This window comes from Psychrobacter sanguinis (assembly GCF_020736705.1).
In the GTDB taxonomy this organism is placed as follows: domain Bacteria; phylum Pseudomonadota; class Gammaproteobacteria; order Pseudomonadales; family Moraxellaceae; genus Psychrobacter; species Psychrobacter sanguinis.
Genome location: NZ_CP085990.1, coordinates 476,837 through 493,828 on the forward strand (window position 1 = coordinate 476,837; position 16,992 = coordinate 493,828).

Sequence of the window (16,992 nt, forward strand, 5' to 3'; positions counted from 1 at the left end):
TGAATGACCGTAGCCTCTAACCCTTCTGTAGCCGTACCCTGCCCTGATGTCACCCAAATGTCTGTGCCCTCTGCTATCCATATTTATCTTGGGGGTTCTTTTGATCCCGTACACAAAAGTCACTTGGCATTGATCACTCACGTCTATCGAAGGCTAGCAGTGGGTAATCTCTCAGGAGCAGACATTAAAGCTTACTTTATGCCCACCTCACGCTCACCACTTAAAACGAATAGCAGCAGTGCTGAGCATCGGTTACAAATGCTGGCGAAGGCTATTGAAGACTTAAAATCTGATTCTCTCTCTGAGTTATTGTTTACCTCGACTCACTCTGCTGCCCAATTTTACTCAAATCTGGCCATTAGTGAGCATGAGATATGGCAAACCCCGCCTACTTACACCATAAACACCTTGGCTGAACTGCGTAAACAATTTCCTGAGGTTAGTTTAATTTTTATTATCGGTGCCGATAATGTCGCCAGCTTACCCCAATGGCAAGACGGTGATAAACTGACCCAGTTTGCTCATTTATGGGTCGTACCTCGAGATGCTTTACAGTCCGAGACTGACATCAAAGCCTTATTGCCTCAATCTTTGAGATCTCAAGTGACCGCCAATGTGGAGGACTTGAAGAACCATACTTGTGGCCACATATACATAGATTCACATACCGTCGCACCCTTATCGAGCAGTGCTATACGGGCAGCAATTACAGAAGGTAAGTCAGATATTGCAAAATCTGCTTTGCCACACTCCGTATATTCGTATATCATGAAAAACAATTTATATCATTCTTATTGAGTTTACGGTTTCCATACCGCCTACGTAAAACCCAACGCCCTCTTAATGAACTAAATTTTCACCCAAACTTTCAAACATACCTTTTGGCCCGCAAGCCATAAAGTATATACAGACAACCCTATAGGATAGCTATGACAATAGACGCAAATCAAAGAACACCCATGAGCGATGAAAGACTACAGTTTTGCCTTGAGATGGCTCAAGAAGCTCTAGACGATTTAAAAGCAAGAAACATCTCTGTGCTACACGTGTCAGAATTGACAGACGTCATGGATTATATGGTTATTGCTGAAGGTACTTCAAAGCGTCATGTGAGTGCTTTGGCCGATCAAGTAGGCGCCATTGCCAAAAAATCTGGCTTCATGCCATTAGGCCGTGAAGGCGAGAAAGACAGCGACTGGACCTTAGTAGATTTGGGCGGTGTTGTTGTTCATATCATGACGCGCCAAGCTCGTGAATTTTATGACTTAGAAGGCTTATGGTCTTCACCTGAAGAGCTTAAAAAGTTAGTAGCCCGCGACTTAAGCGAACGCTAACCATCTGTTTTAGGGACTCTTTTTAGAATCTTTAACTTTTCAAAAGCTTTTATCCCATAAAAAAGACGCTAATTAATTAGCGTCTTTTTTATGGGTTTATTGATTCGTTAATTTGCCGTTGTGGAAGGATAAATCATTCGTCTGCAGAGGACAGATCGATGTAAATACGACAGCCATCTACATCCTCTGCCAGACAGGCGCGCTCAAACCATTTTTTAGCTTCACTATAGCTTTGAGTCACCCCATCTCCGTTATAATACATTGTTCCCAGATTATAGCTGGCTTTGCCATAGTCTTGATCCGCAGCTTGGGTATACCATTTTATCGCTTTTTTGAAATCTTTAGGGACACCTTCGCCCAAATAATAACTCATAGCCAAATTATATTGCGCCTCGGCCATGCCTTGGTCGGCTGCTTTTTGGTACCATGCCACAGCCTGTCTCGGATCATACTCAACCCCGTAGCCACTGTCATAAAGCATACCTAAACTGTACTGTGCTTGAGGATCTCCTTTAACAGCAGCTTTCTTGTACCAACTTGCTGCCATTTCAAAGTCTTGTTCCACACCCAGACCGTTTTCATACATGATACCTAGATTGAGTTGGCCAATGGCGTTGTCTTCCTGAGCTGCTTTCAAAAACCACTGCACTGCCTTCGCATAATCTACCTCAACGCCATGACCCTGATAATATAAGACACCGAGATTGACGTAAGCATCGACATCGTCCTGACTGGCGGCTTTTAAATACCATTTAAGTGCTTTGTTATAATCTTGAGGCACACCTCGGCCTTCATCATATAAAGTGGCCATGGTGTACTGTGCATCGACATTTCCTTTATCAGCCGCTGGCAGATACCACTTTATGGCTTTCGACATATCAGGATCGACCCCATGCCCACTCTCATAAAACCAGCCAATTTTATACTGAGCATGTAAGTCGCCTTGCTGTGCCGCCTTTAGATACCACTTTAGAGCTTCTTGGTAATCTTGAGCAATGCCAATGCCGTTTTCATAGAGTATTCCCAGATTATATTGGGCATCTTTGTCACCCTGGTCTGCTGCTTTTTTATACCATTGCATCGCTTTAGTAATATTTTTAGCAACCCCTCTGCCCTCATGATACATCACCCCTAGATTAAACTGAGCGTCAGCATTACCATTTACGGCCGCTTTTTGATACCACTGAAACGCTTTTTTATAGTCTTGGGTGACTCCCTCACTGCCTGTCTCATAAATCCAGCCCAAATTAAATTGTTCCTGCGGACTGTCTTGTTGTGCTAAAACCTCAGTGGTTAACAAATCAAGTGCTTTAGCCGGCAATGAAGTCACCAGCAGCGCGGTAGTTAGTGCGATTAATGAAGCGGCATTAAGTCTAGATAAAAATGGCAAGGTTACTGCTGGCATATATGTCCTTAGAGGAATCGCCTATCTCATTTGTGGCTTATGAGTGGGGTCAGTCGCTGTAAGAGATAAATGAGAGAATAGGTTGAATTATTCTATAGGTTGATTCAGTTTACAGTAAATTAGTATTCTAAAAAAACGTAATTTGTTGTATTAACTTAATAAAATCAATGCTTATCTGCTAGGTCATAAACAGTCGATTTATTACTCAAAATCTACTGTAAATCGATAACCAAGACCCACCTATTTCGACCGTTTTAAATCGCAAAATTCACTAGCGCAGTTTTAAAATAAGCTGCTATCATTGTTCCCTTTATCATTAGATTCTTTATTACTAGATCCTTTATCGCTAAATCCTTTATTGATAGACCCTGTATTAATTAATATTGACTAATTTTTTAACGCCCAAGGCAATGGAGCATGTATGGCTAACTTATGGCTTGATTTGGGTAATACCAGACTAAAATATTGGCTGGCCGATGATATTGGTCAAATTGTGACCTCTGATGCCAAACAGCATCTACAAGCTCCGGCTGAGTTATTAATAGGATTGACGGACAGGTTTGATAAACTTGCGCCAGAATTTATTGGTGTGTCCTCAGTATTGGGCGAAGAAGTGAATGCTCAAGTGGCTGAGTCTTTGTCCACATTAGACATTCCTTTTGAGTTTGTTCATGTGGATGCGCATCACCCTTTGCTTAGCAGTGACTATGATGCCGGACAATTAGGCGTGGATCGCTGGCTACAGATTTTGGGTGCAGTAGATAGCAAAAAGCGTCAATGTATTGTTGGCTGCGGGACAGCATTGACCATAGATTTAATAGACCATGCCCATCACTTAGGCGGTTATATTTTCCCTAGCATTTATTTGCAGCGAGAAGCATTATTCTCAGGTACCAAGCAGATTAGTATCGTTGAAGGGACTTTTAATAGCATTAGTGAGGGAGTGACTACGTCTGATGCGGTTCATCGAGGTATTCTACTGTCAATTGTGGGCGCTATTAATGAGATAGCCCGGCGCCACCCCAACTATGAGTTCACATTGACTGGAGGCGATTCACCTATTTTAGCCCAGCACCTGACCCATCCTATTCATATTAGAGAAAATCTATTGCTAAATGGGCTTATGCGCTATTTTGATCAGCATTAATTAGCATATAAGAGTTTAATACTATTTTGACTCTATGGACGTCGTCAACCTTTGACCATAATGAGTGTTAAAGCTATAGTCAAAGAACGAATAAAGTGGTACACTAAAACTTATGGCATATTCAAAAGACTACCGACAAATGATTCTTAGCAAACTTGACGAAGGCTACAGCTTTCGGGAGTTAGCCGAAGAGTATCAAATTAGCCCAACCAGTATACAAAACTGGAAGAAACGGCTTGAGCGCAAACAATGCAAACGAATCCCTAGTAAGATAGACAACGATGCCCTTATAGCAGATGTCAAAGCCTATCCTGATGACTATCATTATGAACGAGCAAGGCGATTTAACTGTAGCGACAGAGGCATAGGAAAAGCTCTCAAGCGTATCGGCATTACTCAAAAAAAAGACACTAAAACACCCTAAAGCAGATGACAATCTAAGGCGTCTATTTCTTGAACAACTGTCTGAGTTTGAAGAAAGCGATAGAGCTATTATTTATTTAGACGAAAGTGGTTTTAAGTCTCATGAGAATCGACCACACGGCTATTCCTATAAAGGCAAACCGTGCTTTGGCAGTTATAACTGGCAACTAAAGAATCAAACTAATGCTATCGGTGCTATTCACAATAATCAACTATTCGCTATTGGCCTTTATGATTGTAATGTCAATGCCGACGTCTTCTATAGCTGGGTGACACAATTGCTACTGCCAAACCTACCTAAGAATAGCGTTGTTGTTATGGACAACGCCACCTTCCATAAAAGACTTGATATTCAAGAGCTTATTAATGATGCAGGACACTGTATTTTATGGCTACCACCTTATAGCCCAGATTTAAATCCCATCGAAAAAGCCTGGGCTTGGATCAAGCGTAAACGTAAAGACTGGCGTCTGCATTGTATCGATACTTTGTTCTTTTATTTTCTTTGGCTTTGTAACAGTTTATAAGTTCTTTCACTATATCAAAAATAAAGCCACTAAAAAGCCCTACCTGTCACAGGTAGGGCTTTTTGTTAACTCATGGAGTTGCTAACGAATAATGAATACTTATTTACTCATAAAAAGATAATCAGTATAGCCTTTTCTGTCTCCACCGTAGAACGTCTCAGGGTGTTGTTTATTTAAGGCCACCCCTTTTTCGATACGCTCTGCCAAATCTGGGTTAGCGATATAATCACGGCCAAAAGCAACAGCATCAATATAGCCGGCCTCAATCAATGATTCCGCTTTCTCAGGAGTATAACCGCCAGCAGCGATAATGGTATTGTCAAACGCTTGACGCATTTTCTGACGGAACTCAGTCGAATAAGGCGTGCCTCCAGCCCAGTCTGGCTCAGAAAGATGTAAATACATCAGACCACGCTTATTAATTTGTTCGACCAGCCAAGTGGCTTCTTCTTCATTATAGCCCACCTCAACATTGTTAAAAGTACCCAATGGTGAGATACGAATGCCGATATGGTCCTTATCCCAAGCATCAACACAAGCATCAATCACTTCTAGCATTAAGCGTGCACGATTCTCACGACTGCCGCCATAATTGTCATCGCGCTTATTGGTATGCTCCGCCCAGAACTCGTGTATTAGATAGCCATGAGCACCATGAATTTCCACACCATCAAAACCAGCTTCTTTGGCGTATTTGGTAGCTTGAGCAAAGTCAGCAATGACCTGCTTAATTTCTTCTAGGCTTGCTGGGCGTGGTGTGGTGCTGTCTACACGAATCGCTTGGCCTAATGCATCACGTAAGCTAGTACGTACGCCTACCTTCACGTCAGAGGCAGATATAGGCGCTTTACCGTCTGGCTGTACGCTTTTATGTGATACCAAACCGGTGTGCCATAGCTGAACCACAATTTTGCCACCTTTGGCATGTACCGCATCGGTAATTACTTTCCATGCGGTTACTTGATTTTCATCATGCAGACCTGGTGCACCGGCATAACCTTTGGCTTGTAGCGACACTTGAGTCGCTTCTGTAATAATCAAACCTGCCCCTGCGCGCTGAGCATAATACTCTGCTGCCAAAATATTAGGCATATCTCCAGGCTCTATCGCACGTAAACGGGTTAGCGGTGCCATAAATACTCTGTTTTTAAAAGTTTCATTGCCCATCTCAAGAGGTTGGAATAAGGTAGCGTATGCCATAAAGGTTCCTTTAGTTTTTTGATTGATTTTTTGATGATTTTAATAGGGTTAATAACTACTGTGGTTAGAGTTACGACCTCTATTATGATGCCGTAATTAGAAATTAAAAGTAAAATAGACCGGTCGTTACAATTTTATTATATTACACACATAAAAAATGCAAATAAAAAACCCACCAGATAAATCTAGTGGGTCTTTTCTACTACAGTAACAGTTAACTACTTACAACTTAACGAGATTAATCATCAGCATGCGTTTTTTCAAACTCATCATGCTCTACTTGATATAAAGCGCCTAAACGCTGTTGTAAATCATCATCTAAAATTTTACGTGCTTCTTTGAAGAACTCATTTTCTTCTTCTTGTAGATGATGACGCACTTTATGAATCAAATCAGCACAAGTGGTATCCCAAGTGTCTTGACTAATACGACCATCATCTAATGTTTCCATCATTTCATCCATCTCATGATGCTCAGTGATGGCGTGACGCGACAAATCTAAGCCTTCATCATGCTGCATCACTGGGATATATAGGTGACGTTCTTCTGCTGCTGCATGAGCTTGTAGCTCACCTTTCAACTCTTCATAAATGGTTTTACGTTTTTCGTTATTTGTTTCATTTTCAAGCTTATCGCATAGGTCACGCTGTATATCATGTTTAGTAATTAATGCGGCGAAAATGTCTTGATCGAAATTCACACCCGTATCTTTACTCATGGTCTTCTCCAAAGTCAGTCAAAAAATCAGTCAAATTGCTTATTAGAATTTTTAGCGCTTATAAATATGTACTATTTAAACTTTTTTATTTTAAATCTCTGTACACGACAAAAATGCTCAAAGTCTCAAAGGTCGTGCACTAGGAGACAAATAACTTATTAGAACCTCAAACACACGCCGATTGCCAGCAAAGAAATACTCACGCAAACCATCAATCAAAACATCCAAACCAATAGCAAACAAACTTTGCTGGGGTCGACCATGTTTCTTAAGCTTTCGTCTTTTAGGGTGTTGCTGTACAGTTTTAATCCCAATGCGATATGACCAACAAAATGCTAGCGCACAAACAGCCACTAACTTACTTACCCGATCCAACTGTGTAAGATGCGTATCTTCAAGATTAAACCCTCGTCCTTTAAAACAAGAAAACAAGGTTTCAATCTCCCAGCGTCTGCTATAAAGAGCCATAGCATCCGTATGATCTAAATTGTTAGTCGCTATAATGACATAATCGTTGTCAGCATCACGCTTTGCAAATAGACGAACTTTAACGCCATATACGGGAACAGCTCTGGCTAACATAAACGTTTCATGAGGGGATAGATGACGTAACAATGTCTTTATTTGTACCAATTTACCCTGATGATTGGCTACTAGGGTGTTGTGTTTGATGCGAATGCAAAACTTTATTTGCTCTTTATTTAGCCATTGAAACCACTCTTTGCCAACAAACTCTCTATCGGCTAATACATACTGTATTTTGTCTGCGCCAAAGGTGTTGATGAACTTTTGTATGAGCTCACATCTCTCATTACTATTGCTGTTACCTTTTTTATCCAGTAGTGTCCAGTATAAGGGAATAGCGATTCCTTGATGAACAACGCTGAGCAAAAAGATGTTAATGTTCTTTTTACCCCATTTCCAGTTGGTTCTGTCTATGCTGATGATGACTTCGTCTAAGTCAAAGAGTTGATAGATGAATTTGGCTAACTGGTCTTGGTCTATGTCAACTTGTGCAAAGAAGCGTTGTAGCCGTCTGTAATTACTGTTTGTCCTACCTTTGACAAATCCTCTTGCTATTTGTTTGAGGTTACTACTTTGTACTTGTATTATCGCTAGAGTAATTAAGGCTAAACAGGTCAGTCTTGCCTTGTTCATGGTTAGGTTTTGCGATAATATATTTATGAGCTGATTAAGGTTTGGCATAGTGTGGTTCGTAAGAAAAATTACTATTATGCCTTGTCCTTAGTCAGCTTTTTTGTTTTTTGTCGTGTACAGAGATTTTAAATATCACTCAATTATAGCTAGGATTAACTAAGATTACTGTCTAAGTTAGACAACATTTTGTGTGAGCATGTGAATAATGCAAGCCATTCTTATTTACCGTTATTTTTTCTTCTTGAAAGACTTCAATAACCCTTCGTGATGGATTTTTGGCATTTTAAGCGTGACGGTGTCTGACAACATATCATGTACTGCCAGACCGCCACGGTTAAACAAACAAAATAGATAGTTAAACATCAGCCCAAAAAAGGCACTGAATAACATGGCAGAACGTGAGCCATGAAACGCATAGCCTATCAAACCGCAGATAACGGGCACCACACAAGCGGCTAAAATTCGCTTCATGGCTTTAGACCAAGTCAAGAGCTGGCCGTTACTGTCTACTGTTTTTAGACGCCAAGTCTGCATGCCTAAAGTCTGCCCGCCTCGGCGCCAAAATAAGCCATAAAAGCCAATTAAAGTCAAAATGAAAGCAGGGGTTAACACTAAATTTTGGTACCAGCGTGGTAAGGTCTGCGCTTGATCAGATGTTACCCCTGTTTCCATGGTCATCATGGTTCCTAGTACCGTCAATACGGTCCCTACCAAAAACAATAGCGCCAAAATCAGCATGCCATCATATACGATAGCGATAACTCGAGTTCCGGCTTTGGCGATTTCAGGCTCACCAGAGATGTGTACGCCATCAATACCGGTAGGTCTAAGTGGCTCAGTACTTTTGAGTGGTGCAGCCTGAGGACGACGAGAAAGCTTGGGGGTACGTTGTTTAGACATGATTAAATAACAACTCAGTAGTGGCAGACGCGTTTATATAAAAAAGCTATTGTAACTTATTTTGAGAATGATAGAAGACGAGGATGAGTGCTAGGATATTTAATGTGGCAAAACAGCCAAGGCAGAAGGTAAGCACGGGGCATAATTATGAAAGAGCTAAAACTACACAGCATGAGACAGTAAGCCAGAAAACTCATATGCCAAAAAGCTCATATTCTAAGTTATTCGGCGCAATACTTATCGATGTATTGTCTTGAGGTAAAATGCCTGGATGGAATTGCTTGCAGGCAATGAAGACAAAGATAGGACCTTTACAAATATGACAGGCATAAAAAAATCGCCAAACAATGGGCGATTAATTTAGTGATTTGTTAGATGGTGCGCCTGGAGAGATTCGAACTCCCGACCCCTTAGTTCGTAGCCAAGTGCTCTATCCAACTGAGCTACAGGCGCATATTTGTTTTATCAACAATTATCTAACTTATCTTTTCTCTTATTAACTGCTGAGTAGATTACTATCTCTAGTAGTACTTGCCGTTAACAGGATGGCTATTATAGCCAGTTTTTTTTAGGAGTCAATCTTTTTTTATGATTTTTTTAAAAAAATAATTTTTAACTAAATCACTAAAAAAATGGCGGTGAAGGAGGGATTCGAACCCTCGATACGCGTTAACGTATACACCCTTAGCAGGGGTGCGGTTTCAGCCACTCACCCACTTCACCGAAACTTCTAAAAACACAACTTTAGGATGTCAGCTTATTCAGCCAGTTACCTCATGTTGTGGGCGAGTATTATAGCAAACTAAATCAGCATTGCAAGTATGTTTTTATAGTTTATACAAATTAAGCCATTTAAATCGGCTTTTTGTCCACTTATTCTACCCAATAAGTACATAAAAAAATTAAGACAACGACCTGAAACTTACTCTGCTCAAGGCCTAAACGGTAACTAACGTCATTGACATCTGCCAATCAAAAACCTAACCAATCATAGGCAATAAATTTCTAGCAATGATGCCCACAAAGATTTCAATTAACAATAGACCAAAAATAGCGACGATAGGCGATAGATCAAGCATCCCCAAATTTGGTGTGATACGGCGGAAAGGTGCCAAGATAGGCTCAGCCATCTGTACGATTAGCTCAAAGATAGGATGCATTTTTTGGGTCAATAATACTACCCAACTGATAATGATTGAGCCAATAATCAGATAACGTGCCACACTCAAAAAACTAAGGATTAACGATAAAGTCCCTTCAAAGAACAACCTAATAGGCGTATACCCATGCCCTGCAAGCGCCGCATTACCAGAAAGATCAATTAATTTTATTAAAAATAACAACATAACTGCAGCTAAGCTTACTCGGCCACCGCCCACAGTCGGGAAAATACGCCCAAAAACATCAACAATTCGAGTGGCTTTGTAAGCCGGCTCAACATAAGGATGATTACGCTCAAGCCCCGCAAACTGAAGCATAAAACGGATAAAAATAAGAAGCATGGCAAAATTAACTACCATATTAAACAGGGTATACGAAAGACTTGTCATTCAACGTACTCTTACTAGTTTGGCTTAATAAAGGGGCTATCGACCATATGACAGGGTCGAAGGGTCTTTTTATATCAATTAATATCGTATTGAGGAAACACTTAGCGGCATTTAATTTAATCTGCTAGCTCTTTACTGATTTCTTCACTGCGCGCATAACATGCTTGCATCGCCGTTTTAATGGTTTGAACGAAGTTATCTTGCTGGAGCGACTCAATAGCAGCCTGAGTAGTGCCATTAGGAGAAGTCACTTTACGGCGCAATTCTGCTGGCGTCTCGTCACTAGCAATAGTCATTTGAGCCGCACCTAATGCGGTTTGCATGGCCAATGCAGCTGCTTGCTTTCTATCGAGACCTTGCTCAACGGCAGCGTCAATCATTGACTCAATCATGTAAAAGAAATAAGCCGGAGCAGAACCAGATACCGCAGTAACGGCATGTAATTGCGATTCCTCTTCCACCCAGATTACCAATCCAGAAGCTGCCATTAATGCTGCTGCTAGCTTTTTATCTGTATCGCTAATTTGTGCTGTGGCATAAAGTCCAGTGGCGCCTTTTTGGATCATGGCCGGCGTATTGGGCATGGCACGAACAATATTGTTATAACCCCCCAACATTTTACTGATGCTATCAGTGGATAAGCCCGCAGCCACTGAAATGACCAATTGTTGGTCTAGCACTTCTGCAAAGTCAGAGACCACTTTACTCATGACCTGAGGTTTAACCGCCAATACCACCACGTCTGCTGTTTGTACTGCAATTTGCGAATTATCGCTTTCAGTAGTGCCTGTTGGGTCTACCGTATTAATTTTCTGGCTTTTCAGACGCTCACGAATATCAGCTGAGGGATCGGCAACGGTAATATCTGTTGGCTTAATTCCACGACCTATCAACCCACTAATTAAGGCTTGAGCCATGTTACCGCCACCAATAAAACTGATTTTTTTACCTTTAAGTTCTGCCATTGTTCCTCCCTTCATTTAAAGCTTAGCTTGAAATTGTTGATTGCGGCTAAAGCTTTAAATTAGTCATTGTTATATTTAATGTAAATACGATGTACGTAAATAATGCTGCTAGTGTAACACATCATTTTGAGGATTATATTACTGCCAACCGCTAGCTTTAAGTTTATCAGGCGACATAATATTAAGTAGAGACTTATATTACACGCGGCGCTGTAACTGAGAGGTCAACTCATTTGAGGTCATTAGCGACCTAATGGAGTGTGAAAAATCACTTTGTAACACCACTAATTCGTCTGGGGTTACGAGTAGCAATGGCAAAGGCTGTGCTTGTGTCGGCAGCTTTAGTGAGCATAAGACCACAGACTGACGCATAAAACTGGGCTGATCTATAGCCTGTAAAAGTTTTTTGCCTGATTTACGCCCGGCCCTACCTAATAATGCCAGCTTTAAGTCACGAGGTAACGGCTCAAAAATCAATGTTAAGGACTTATCTTCCTCAACCAATTGCTGTTGTATGGCCTTTTTTAAACCCAATAAACCGCTGAAATGCCATTCAAACTCAAGATTTGATGATTTTAAAGCCAACCTATCTGTTACCTTAACCGACTTATCTATTGAGCCATCTGTCGAGTTGTCTGTAAAACTAAGAGATTGTGTTTGTGGTGCTAATTGCAGCCATTGACTGTAGCTATCAAACAGTCGATATAGTTTATTTTGATAGCGCCGAATTTGGTATTGGTATACGCCACTGTCCCAATAAAGACTAGTCTGATGATTGGCATCAGTACGTTGGGCCAAACCTAACACGTCTTCAACCAATCGTTTAGAGGGTGGTAACTCAGCGGCGGTTGGTGCTAGCCAACTGTGAATGACGGACGATTGACGGGCATTCGACAAGTCATTCAACTGAGCAATATCGAGAATAGCGCACCACAAATTAGTGGCTATAGATACCTTGCTTAGATCTGCTGTGCTTTGTTCATTCAAGATGATATGTGCATCTTGCATTAATTGACCTGTGCGTGCCATCGCCTCTCTAGCTTTAGGATAACGCTGAGTAATATGCGGTAATAACACACTGCGTAGCCACGCTCTATCGTTAAGCGTCTGGTCCTCTACAATGTGATCAATAGGCGGTGAGGCGATATTGGTCGGGTCATCGATATAGGCCAATTGGTTATGATTGGCATACTCGGTAATTTGTTCCCGACTGACGCTCAGTAAAGGTCGCCATAAAAATATGCTTTTCTGACAACGATAATCGTTCGCCATGCTTTGTTTGGTAGACCATTCTTTCATACCACTAAGCCCATTGACCCCTGCCCCATTAAACAGGCGCATTAATAAGGTTTCGACCTGATCATCTTGATGGTGGCCTAGTATCAGCACGTCATTTTGATTCATAACGCCCATCATTGCCTCATATCTGGCTTGACGCGCTTCTTGTTCTGTCTTCTTTACTAAATTAATTTCAAGCACTTGGCAAGGCATTCGGTTTTGCTTTGCCCAATTTGAGACCTGCTCAGCCCAAATTTCATTTGCCTGTTGCATACCGTGATTCACATGCAGTAACTGTGGTAAAAATGGTAGCTTGCCTGCTTCAAATAATTGCTGACAAAGATGTGCCAAACTTAACGAATCTCGGCCGCCACTACAGGCAAGCCATACTCTTCTACCTAGTAGCTGTCGTTTATGCTGCTCAAAACTGTTCAGAAGCACCTGAGCCAATGCATTATTAGTGGTCATAATAAAGTTAAATTACGTCATAAAAAAACAAGTTAGATAAGCTTTATAAATAGGAAAATACTAGTACCTATCGAGTATAGCCAATCAGTATAAAAAGTAGATAGTGAATATAGAAAGCACCTAGTCAGTATAAAAAGTGACTCTATTCTCTCTTAAAAACCCTGCCAGACCCAAACCATAACGCTGTGCTACCTTGACGGCTGTGCTAGTTGGGGCAGACATACCCACTAGCCATGGCAATCGACAACGGATGGCTTTTTGGGCCAACTCAATAGACAGCCTAGAAGTCATAACAACCAAGTCCAACTCTAGTTTATGGCGCAGCTGCCAGCCAATGAGTTTATCCAGCGCATTGTGGCGGCCCACATCTTCAAACAGTTTAAGCTGTCCCTTATAGAGTGTGGCTGCCGCATGGACCGCACCCGTTAACTGATGGGTCTGTTGCGCATTGGCAATCTGCTCGCGTATCTCTAGCAGGGTATCTAACTGTGGCTTAGAAGAGCTTGAGCCGTCACAGCGGTAAGCGCTCAAATCAGGTAGTGCTTGGCTCAGCCCCGTCATACCACACATACCGCAGCCAGTACGTCCAGAAAGTTGGCGCCGCTGAAATTGAATCTGCTGATGCCGGCGCTGATTTAAGGTCAATTCTACAATATAGGCCTCGTAGTCTTGTAGCTGTTGTTCCAATATTTGCAAGGTCGCCGATTCATCAAATCTTTGATCCATAAAAGCCGTTAAGTTTGACTCAGGAGTGAGTTTGGTAATCTTCCAATCTAACAATTCGCCGCTATGTTGTATTAAGCCTTCACTATAAAGGAAGCCTAGTGCCAAATACTCAAGGTCACTGGGACTGGCCATAAGTACTGCATAGTGGATGCCATTGATAACTAAAGCTATCGCTGCTTCTACCGCTAAGCTCTCAGAAGTATGATTTACCTGCAACTGCTTTAGAGCCTGTGCGCTAGGCCCAACTATATAAGAGGCTCGTTCAGTAGGGTGTCGACGGGCCAAACTTTTATTTTCGGTGCTAGTATCTGCGTTATTTGTATTGTTACCTGTCATAGTGCCACTGTACCTAAATTTAAGCCACTCATAATAATCGTACCCCTAAATAAATTAAGGTGGCACCGCTTCAAATAAAGCCGTAGCCACCTTAATCTCATGCTGACATACTCATTCACATCGTGAAGTTTGGTTTACTGCCTCTAAAAACTTGCTCAAAAACTGACTTTTACGAATAAAGAATCAGGCTTATAAATCAAGCCGTCTATTAATCCTAAATCTGACTTAAGCACAGACTCAATTTGAGCACGGATTTAATTTAGGCAGAGACCGCCTCCTCAATCCGTTGTAGCTCAACTGTCACCGACTTATAAGAAGGAATATGTGAGGTAGGCGCATGACTGTCTAAATCCATTAAGTTATTACACTCTGGATAGTAGCCTGCCACTGCGTTTGAGGCAATATCCATTTTGGTGAGTACCAATGGGCCTAATTTACGGGTTTTACCTTGGCTGTCTTTGCGCATAACAACAATCTTATCGTTTTCCTGCCACCCCATTCGGCTCATTTCATCGGGATGCATAAACAATACATCACGGCGTTTGGTTTGACGATAGCGATCTTCATGACCAAAAATAGTGGTATTAAACTGATCATGGCTGCGCACGCTAGTAAATTGCCAAATCGCTTGATTAGATCCTGAGGCTTTGTGCTCGGCTTGCTGTTCATGAACAGCTTCTATAGCATCCGACTTAGACTGCATCTCTTGCGCCACATAAGTGATAGGATACTGCGGCACTTCAAATTGTGCTTTGCCACTTTCAGTATGCCATTGACGATGACGGGCAGGATGATATAAATGAAAACCGCGCTTATTGTCACGAATACGCACATTAAAGTTCTCAAAACCCTCAATAGTCTGTGCGATATAGTCGCGTACTAGATCATAATCCTCACTCATTGCCTGCCAATCTAAGCGACTATCTTCACCAAACAACTCAGTAGCAATTCCCGCTACAATTTGTGCTTCAGATTTAAGAAAATCGCTAATCGGCTTTAGCCTGCCTTGGGTTTTAACAATCTGGCAAATAGAGTCTTCTATCGTCGCAAATTGATTGCCTTTGCTAGTGACTAAGCGCTCAGTACGACTTAGGCAAGGTAGAATGATATTATTCTCACCGGGATGAAGCATGGTTTCATTAAGTTTGGTCGCCACAAAGACGTTGAGTTCATTGTTAGTAAGGGCCTGTTGAATGGCTTGACTGTCGGGGGCAGCAACTGAGTAGTTACCTCCCATTGCCATAAAAGCTTTTATTTTGCCTTGCTGCATGGCTTTAGCCCCTTTAACCCCATCATAACCAGGCTGTTGCGGCATAGGGCGCTTAAAGAAACTTTGTAAGCTGTCGAGCAATGATTGAGCAGGACGTTCGTGAATGCCCATAGTACGGTCACCCTGTACATTAGAGTGCCCACGTACCGGCGATGCCCCTGCCCCTTCTATGCCTATCATACCCATCAATAGGAGCAAGTTAGTAATCATAGCAACATTATCTTCACCTTGCACATGCTGGGTAATGCCCATGCCCCAAGTACAGATAGTAGCTGGACTGTCCGCAACCAGACGCGCTAAGTTGATAATATCGGCTTGTTTAATGCCACAGCCCTTTTCGATGTCTGTCCAACTTTGCTCAGATACCCAGCGGCTAAATTGCTCAAAACCTGAGGTATGTTCTGCAATGAAATCTTGATTTAATTTGTCATTTTCAATAAGCCATTTGGCCAAACCCGTCAATAAAGCAGCGTCACCGCCTATTTGGATTTGAATGACCTCATCCACCATATCATCACTAGAGCCGGCCACCATATGAGTGACTTTCTGCGGATTTCTAAACTTACGCAGTCCCTGCTCGCGCATAGGATTTATTGAAATAATGCGGCAGCCTTGCTGATGCGCATGCGCCAGCATCTCTAGCATACGAGGGTGATTGGGGGCTGGATTTTGTCCAAACATCAGTATCAGCTTGGCTTGTTCAAAGTCTTCCAGTACCACTGATGCCTTACCAACGCCAAGCTGCTTAGCCAACATGACTGAGGTCGGCTCATGACACATGTTTGAGCAGTCTGGTAAATTATTAGTCCCAAACAACCGCACAAATAACTGATACATAAAGGCCGGCTCATTAGTAACACGGCCTGATGTATAAAACAGTGCCTCGTCCGGAGAGTCTAAATTCTGTAGCTTCTCAGCAATACGCTTGAAAGCCGTTTCCCAAGCAATAGGGAGATATTTATCTTGAGACGCATCATATTGCATCGGCTGTGCTAAACGACCAGCATGCTCTAGCTCATAGCCTGACCAATTTTGTAATTCTGTAACAGAATGCTTGGAAAAAAACTCTGCATCGGCACAGACATCCATGGTTTCACTGGCTAAGACTTTGATACCTGTTTCACAGACATCAATCGCTTTATGGGTTTTATGATCAGGCCACGCGCAACCTGGGCAATCAAAGCCCCATTCAGGTTGGTTACTGCCTAATACACTTCTACTACCGCGTAAAAAAGCTTTGTAATCCATAAGGACACGAGAAGAGTCTATTAGAGCGGACCAACCCGCAGCGGGATGGTTATAAACCGGTATCTTGCGCATGGTAGACCTCATTTTATAATTATCAACTGAAGGGCACACATTCTAATAATTTGAAGCTACAATCTAATCAAGAGAATGTTCACTTTTACTAAAGTTTAAGGGGTAAACAGAGAGTTATGGGTAAGAAAGATTATTAACCTAACCATAAGTATATAATCATAAAGTATAGGTCATATCTGTGTGTACTGTCACTGATGTTAGCAATTCACATACATTAAGATAAACAGAAAGATATTTAATAAATGGTAAGGATTTAGCGGTTAAATT

The 16,992-nt window shown here is 41.7% G+C and carries 14 protein-coding genes, 2 tRNA genes and 1 pseudogene; 5 read left to right on the forward strand and 12 right to left on the reverse strand.

The window, feature by feature from the left end; all coding sequences use genetic code 11:
- Positions 1-3: 3 nt before the first annotated feature.
- Positions 4-798 (forward strand): nicotinate (nicotinamide) nucleotide adenylyltransferase, encoded by a 795-nt coding sequence (gene nadD / locus LK453_RS02065; RefSeq protein WP_201541874.1) that lies wholly within the window; start codon positions 4-6, stop codon positions 796-798.
- 131 nt (positions 799-929) lie between these two features.
- Entirely contained in the window at positions 930-1,334 is a 405-nt protein-coding gene (gene rsfS, locus LK453_RS02070) for a ribosome silencing factor (protein WP_007394333.1), read from the forward strand.
- A gap of 133 nt (positions 1,335-1,467) precedes the next feature.
- Here the strand turns inward: rsfS and LK453_RS02075 are convergent, their stop codons facing one another.
- On the reverse strand, positions 1,468-2,739 hold the full coding sequence (locus LK453_RS02075; protein ID WP_201541876.1) for an SEL1-like repeat protein: 1,272 nt from the start codon (positions 2,737-2,739) through the stop codon (positions 1,468-1,470).
- A gap of 421 nt (positions 2,740-3,160) precedes the next feature.
- Here LK453_RS02075 and LK453_RS02080 point away from each other — a divergent pair, with 421 nt between their 5' ends.
- The 3 genes and pseudogenes from LK453_RS02080 to LK453_RS02090 all read left to right on the forward strand — a co-directional run.
- Positions 3,161-3,886 carry a pantothenate kinase gene (locus LK453_RS02080; RefSeq protein ID WP_201541878.1) on the forward strand — a complete coding sequence of 242 codons (726 nt, stop codon included), beginning with the start codon at positions 3,161-3,163 and terminating at the stop codon, positions 3,884-3,886.
- A gap of 112 nt (positions 3,887-3,998) precedes the next feature.
- Entirely contained in the window at positions 3,999-4,310 is a 312-nt protein-coding gene (locus tag LK453_RS02085; protein WP_201541622.1) for an IS630 transposase-related protein, read from the forward strand.
- 31 nt (positions 4,311-4,341) lie between these two features.
- Positions 4,342-4,836 (forward strand): annotated as a pseudogene (locus LK453_RS02090) (IS630 family transposase); the annotation flags it as partial.
- A gap of 99 nt (positions 4,837-4,935) precedes the next feature.
- Here LK453_RS02090 and nemA read toward each other — a convergent pair.
- The 11 genes from nemA to LK453_RS02145 form a co-directional block, all read right to left on the reverse strand.
- Positions 4,936-6,036 carry an alkene reductase gene (gene nemA, locus LK453_RS02095; protein ID WP_201542333.1) on the reverse strand — a complete coding sequence of 367 codons (1,101 nt, stop codon included), beginning with the start codon at positions 6,034-6,036 and terminating at the stop codon, positions 4,936-4,938.
- Between the two features lie 238 nt (positions 6,037-6,274).
- The gene (locus LK453_RS02100; protein ID WP_201527014.1) at positions 6,275-6,754 is read right to left on the reverse strand and encodes a hemerythrin domain-containing protein; all 480 of its coding nucleotides are present in this window, start codon (positions 6,752-6,754) and stop codon (positions 6,275-6,277) included.
- Between the two features lie 117 nt (positions 6,755-6,871).
- Positions 6,872-7,960, reverse strand: coding sequence for an IS4 family transposase (locus tag LK453_RS02105; protein ID WP_227954047.1), 1,089 nt, complete (start codon positions 7,958-7,960; stop codon positions 6,872-6,874).
- Between the two features lie 180 nt (positions 7,961-8,140).
- A complete protein-coding gene (locus LK453_RS02110) occupies positions 8,141-8,812 on the reverse strand; it encodes an RDD family protein (protein ID WP_201542183.1) in 672 nt (223 codons plus the stop codon).
- A 376-nt stretch (positions 8,813-9,188) separates the two neighbouring features.
- Positions 9,189-9,265, reverse strand: a tRNA-Arg gene (locus LK453_RS02115).
- Between the two features lie 180 nt (positions 9,266-9,445).
- Positions 9,446-9,535 (reverse strand) — tRNA-Ser (locus LK453_RS02120).
- A 257-nt stretch (positions 9,536-9,792) separates the two neighbouring features.
- Complete coding sequence (locus tag LK453_RS02125; RefSeq protein ID WP_044297990.1) at positions 9,793-10,362, reverse strand: YggT family protein; 570 nt, start codon at positions 10,360-10,362, stop codon at positions 9,793-9,795.
- A 116-nt stretch (positions 10,363-10,478) separates the two neighbouring features.
- Positions 10,479-11,327 (reverse strand): pyrroline-5-carboxylate reductase, encoded by an 849-nt coding sequence (proC, locus tag LK453_RS02130; protein ID WP_201542185.1) that lies wholly within the window; start codon positions 11,325-11,327, stop codon positions 10,479-10,481.
- Between the two features lie 198 nt (positions 11,328-11,525).
- On the reverse strand, positions 11,526-13,073 hold the full coding sequence (tilS, locus tag LK453_RS02135; protein WP_201542192.1) for a tRNA lysidine(34) synthetase TilS: 1,548 nt from the start codon (positions 13,071-13,073) through the stop codon (positions 11,526-11,528).
- 120 nt (positions 13,074-13,193) lie between these two features.
- On the reverse strand, positions 13,194-14,135 hold the full coding sequence (fdhD, locus tag LK453_RS02140) for a formate dehydrogenase accessory sulfurtransferase FdhD (RefSeq protein WP_201542194.1): 942 nt from the start codon (positions 14,133-14,135) through the stop codon (positions 13,194-13,196).
- Between the two features lie 259 nt (positions 14,136-14,394).
- A complete protein-coding gene (locus LK453_RS02145; protein WP_201542196.1) occupies positions 14,395-16,725 on the reverse strand; it encodes an FdhF/YdeP family oxidoreductase in 2,331 nt (776 codons plus the stop codon).
- Positions 16,726-16,992: the final 267 nt, after the last annotated feature.

Excerpts from the sequence above, each read along its gene's own strand:
- proC (WP_201542185.1), bottom strand. The coding sequence starts at position 11,327 with ATGGCAGAACTTAAAGGTAAAAAAATCAGTTTTATTGGTGGCGGTAAC.
- nemA (WP_201542333.1), bottom strand. The coding sequence starts at position 6,036 with ATGGCATACGCTACCTTATTCCAACCTCTTGAGATGGGCAATGAAACT.
- fdhD (WP_201542194.1), bottom strand. The coding sequence starts at position 14,135 with ATGACAGGTAACAATACAAATAACGCAGATACTAGCACCGAAAATAAA.
- LK453_RS02145 (WP_201542196.1), bottom strand. The coding sequence starts at position 16,725 with ATGCGCAAGATACCGGTTTATAACCATCCCGCTGCGGGTTGGTCCGCT.
- LK453_RS02110 (WP_201542183.1), bottom strand. The coding sequence starts at position 8,812 with ATGTCTAAACAACGTACCCCCAAGCTTTCTCGTCGTCCTCAGGCTGCA.
- nadD (WP_201541874.1), top strand. The coding sequence starts at position 4 with ATGACCGTAGCCTCTAACCCTTCTGTAGCCGTACCCTGCCCTGATGTC.
- LK453_RS02100 (WP_201527014.1), bottom strand. The coding sequence starts at position 6,754 with ATGAGTAAAGATACGGGTGTGAATTTCGATCAAGACATTTTCGCCGCA.
- LK453_RS02105 (WP_227954047.1), bottom strand. The coding sequence starts at position 7,960 with ATGCCAAACCTTAATCAGCTCATAAATATATTATCGCAAAACCTAACC.
- tilS (WP_201542192.1), bottom strand. The coding sequence starts at position 13,073 with ATGACCACTAATAATGCATTGGCTCAGGTGCTTCTGAACAGTTTTGAG.
- LK453_RS02085 (WP_201541622.1), top strand. The coding sequence starts at position 3,999 with ATGGCATATTCAAAAGACTACCGACAAATGATTCTTAGCAAACTTGAC.
- LK453_RS02080 (WP_201541878.1), top strand. The coding sequence starts at position 3,161 with ATGGCTAACTTATGGCTTGATTTGGGTAATACCAGACTAAAATATTGG.
- LK453_RS02075 (WP_201541876.1), bottom strand. The coding sequence starts at position 2,739 with ATGCCAGCAGTAACCTTGCCATTTTTATCTAGACTTAATGCCGCTTCA.
- LK453_RS02125 (WP_044297990.1), bottom strand. The coding sequence starts at position 10,362 with ATGACAAGTCTTTCGTATACCCTGTTTAATATGGTAGTTAATTTTGCC.
- rsfS (WP_007394333.1), top strand. The coding sequence starts at position 930 with ATGACAATAGACGCAAATCAAAGAACACCCATGAGCGATGAAAGACTA.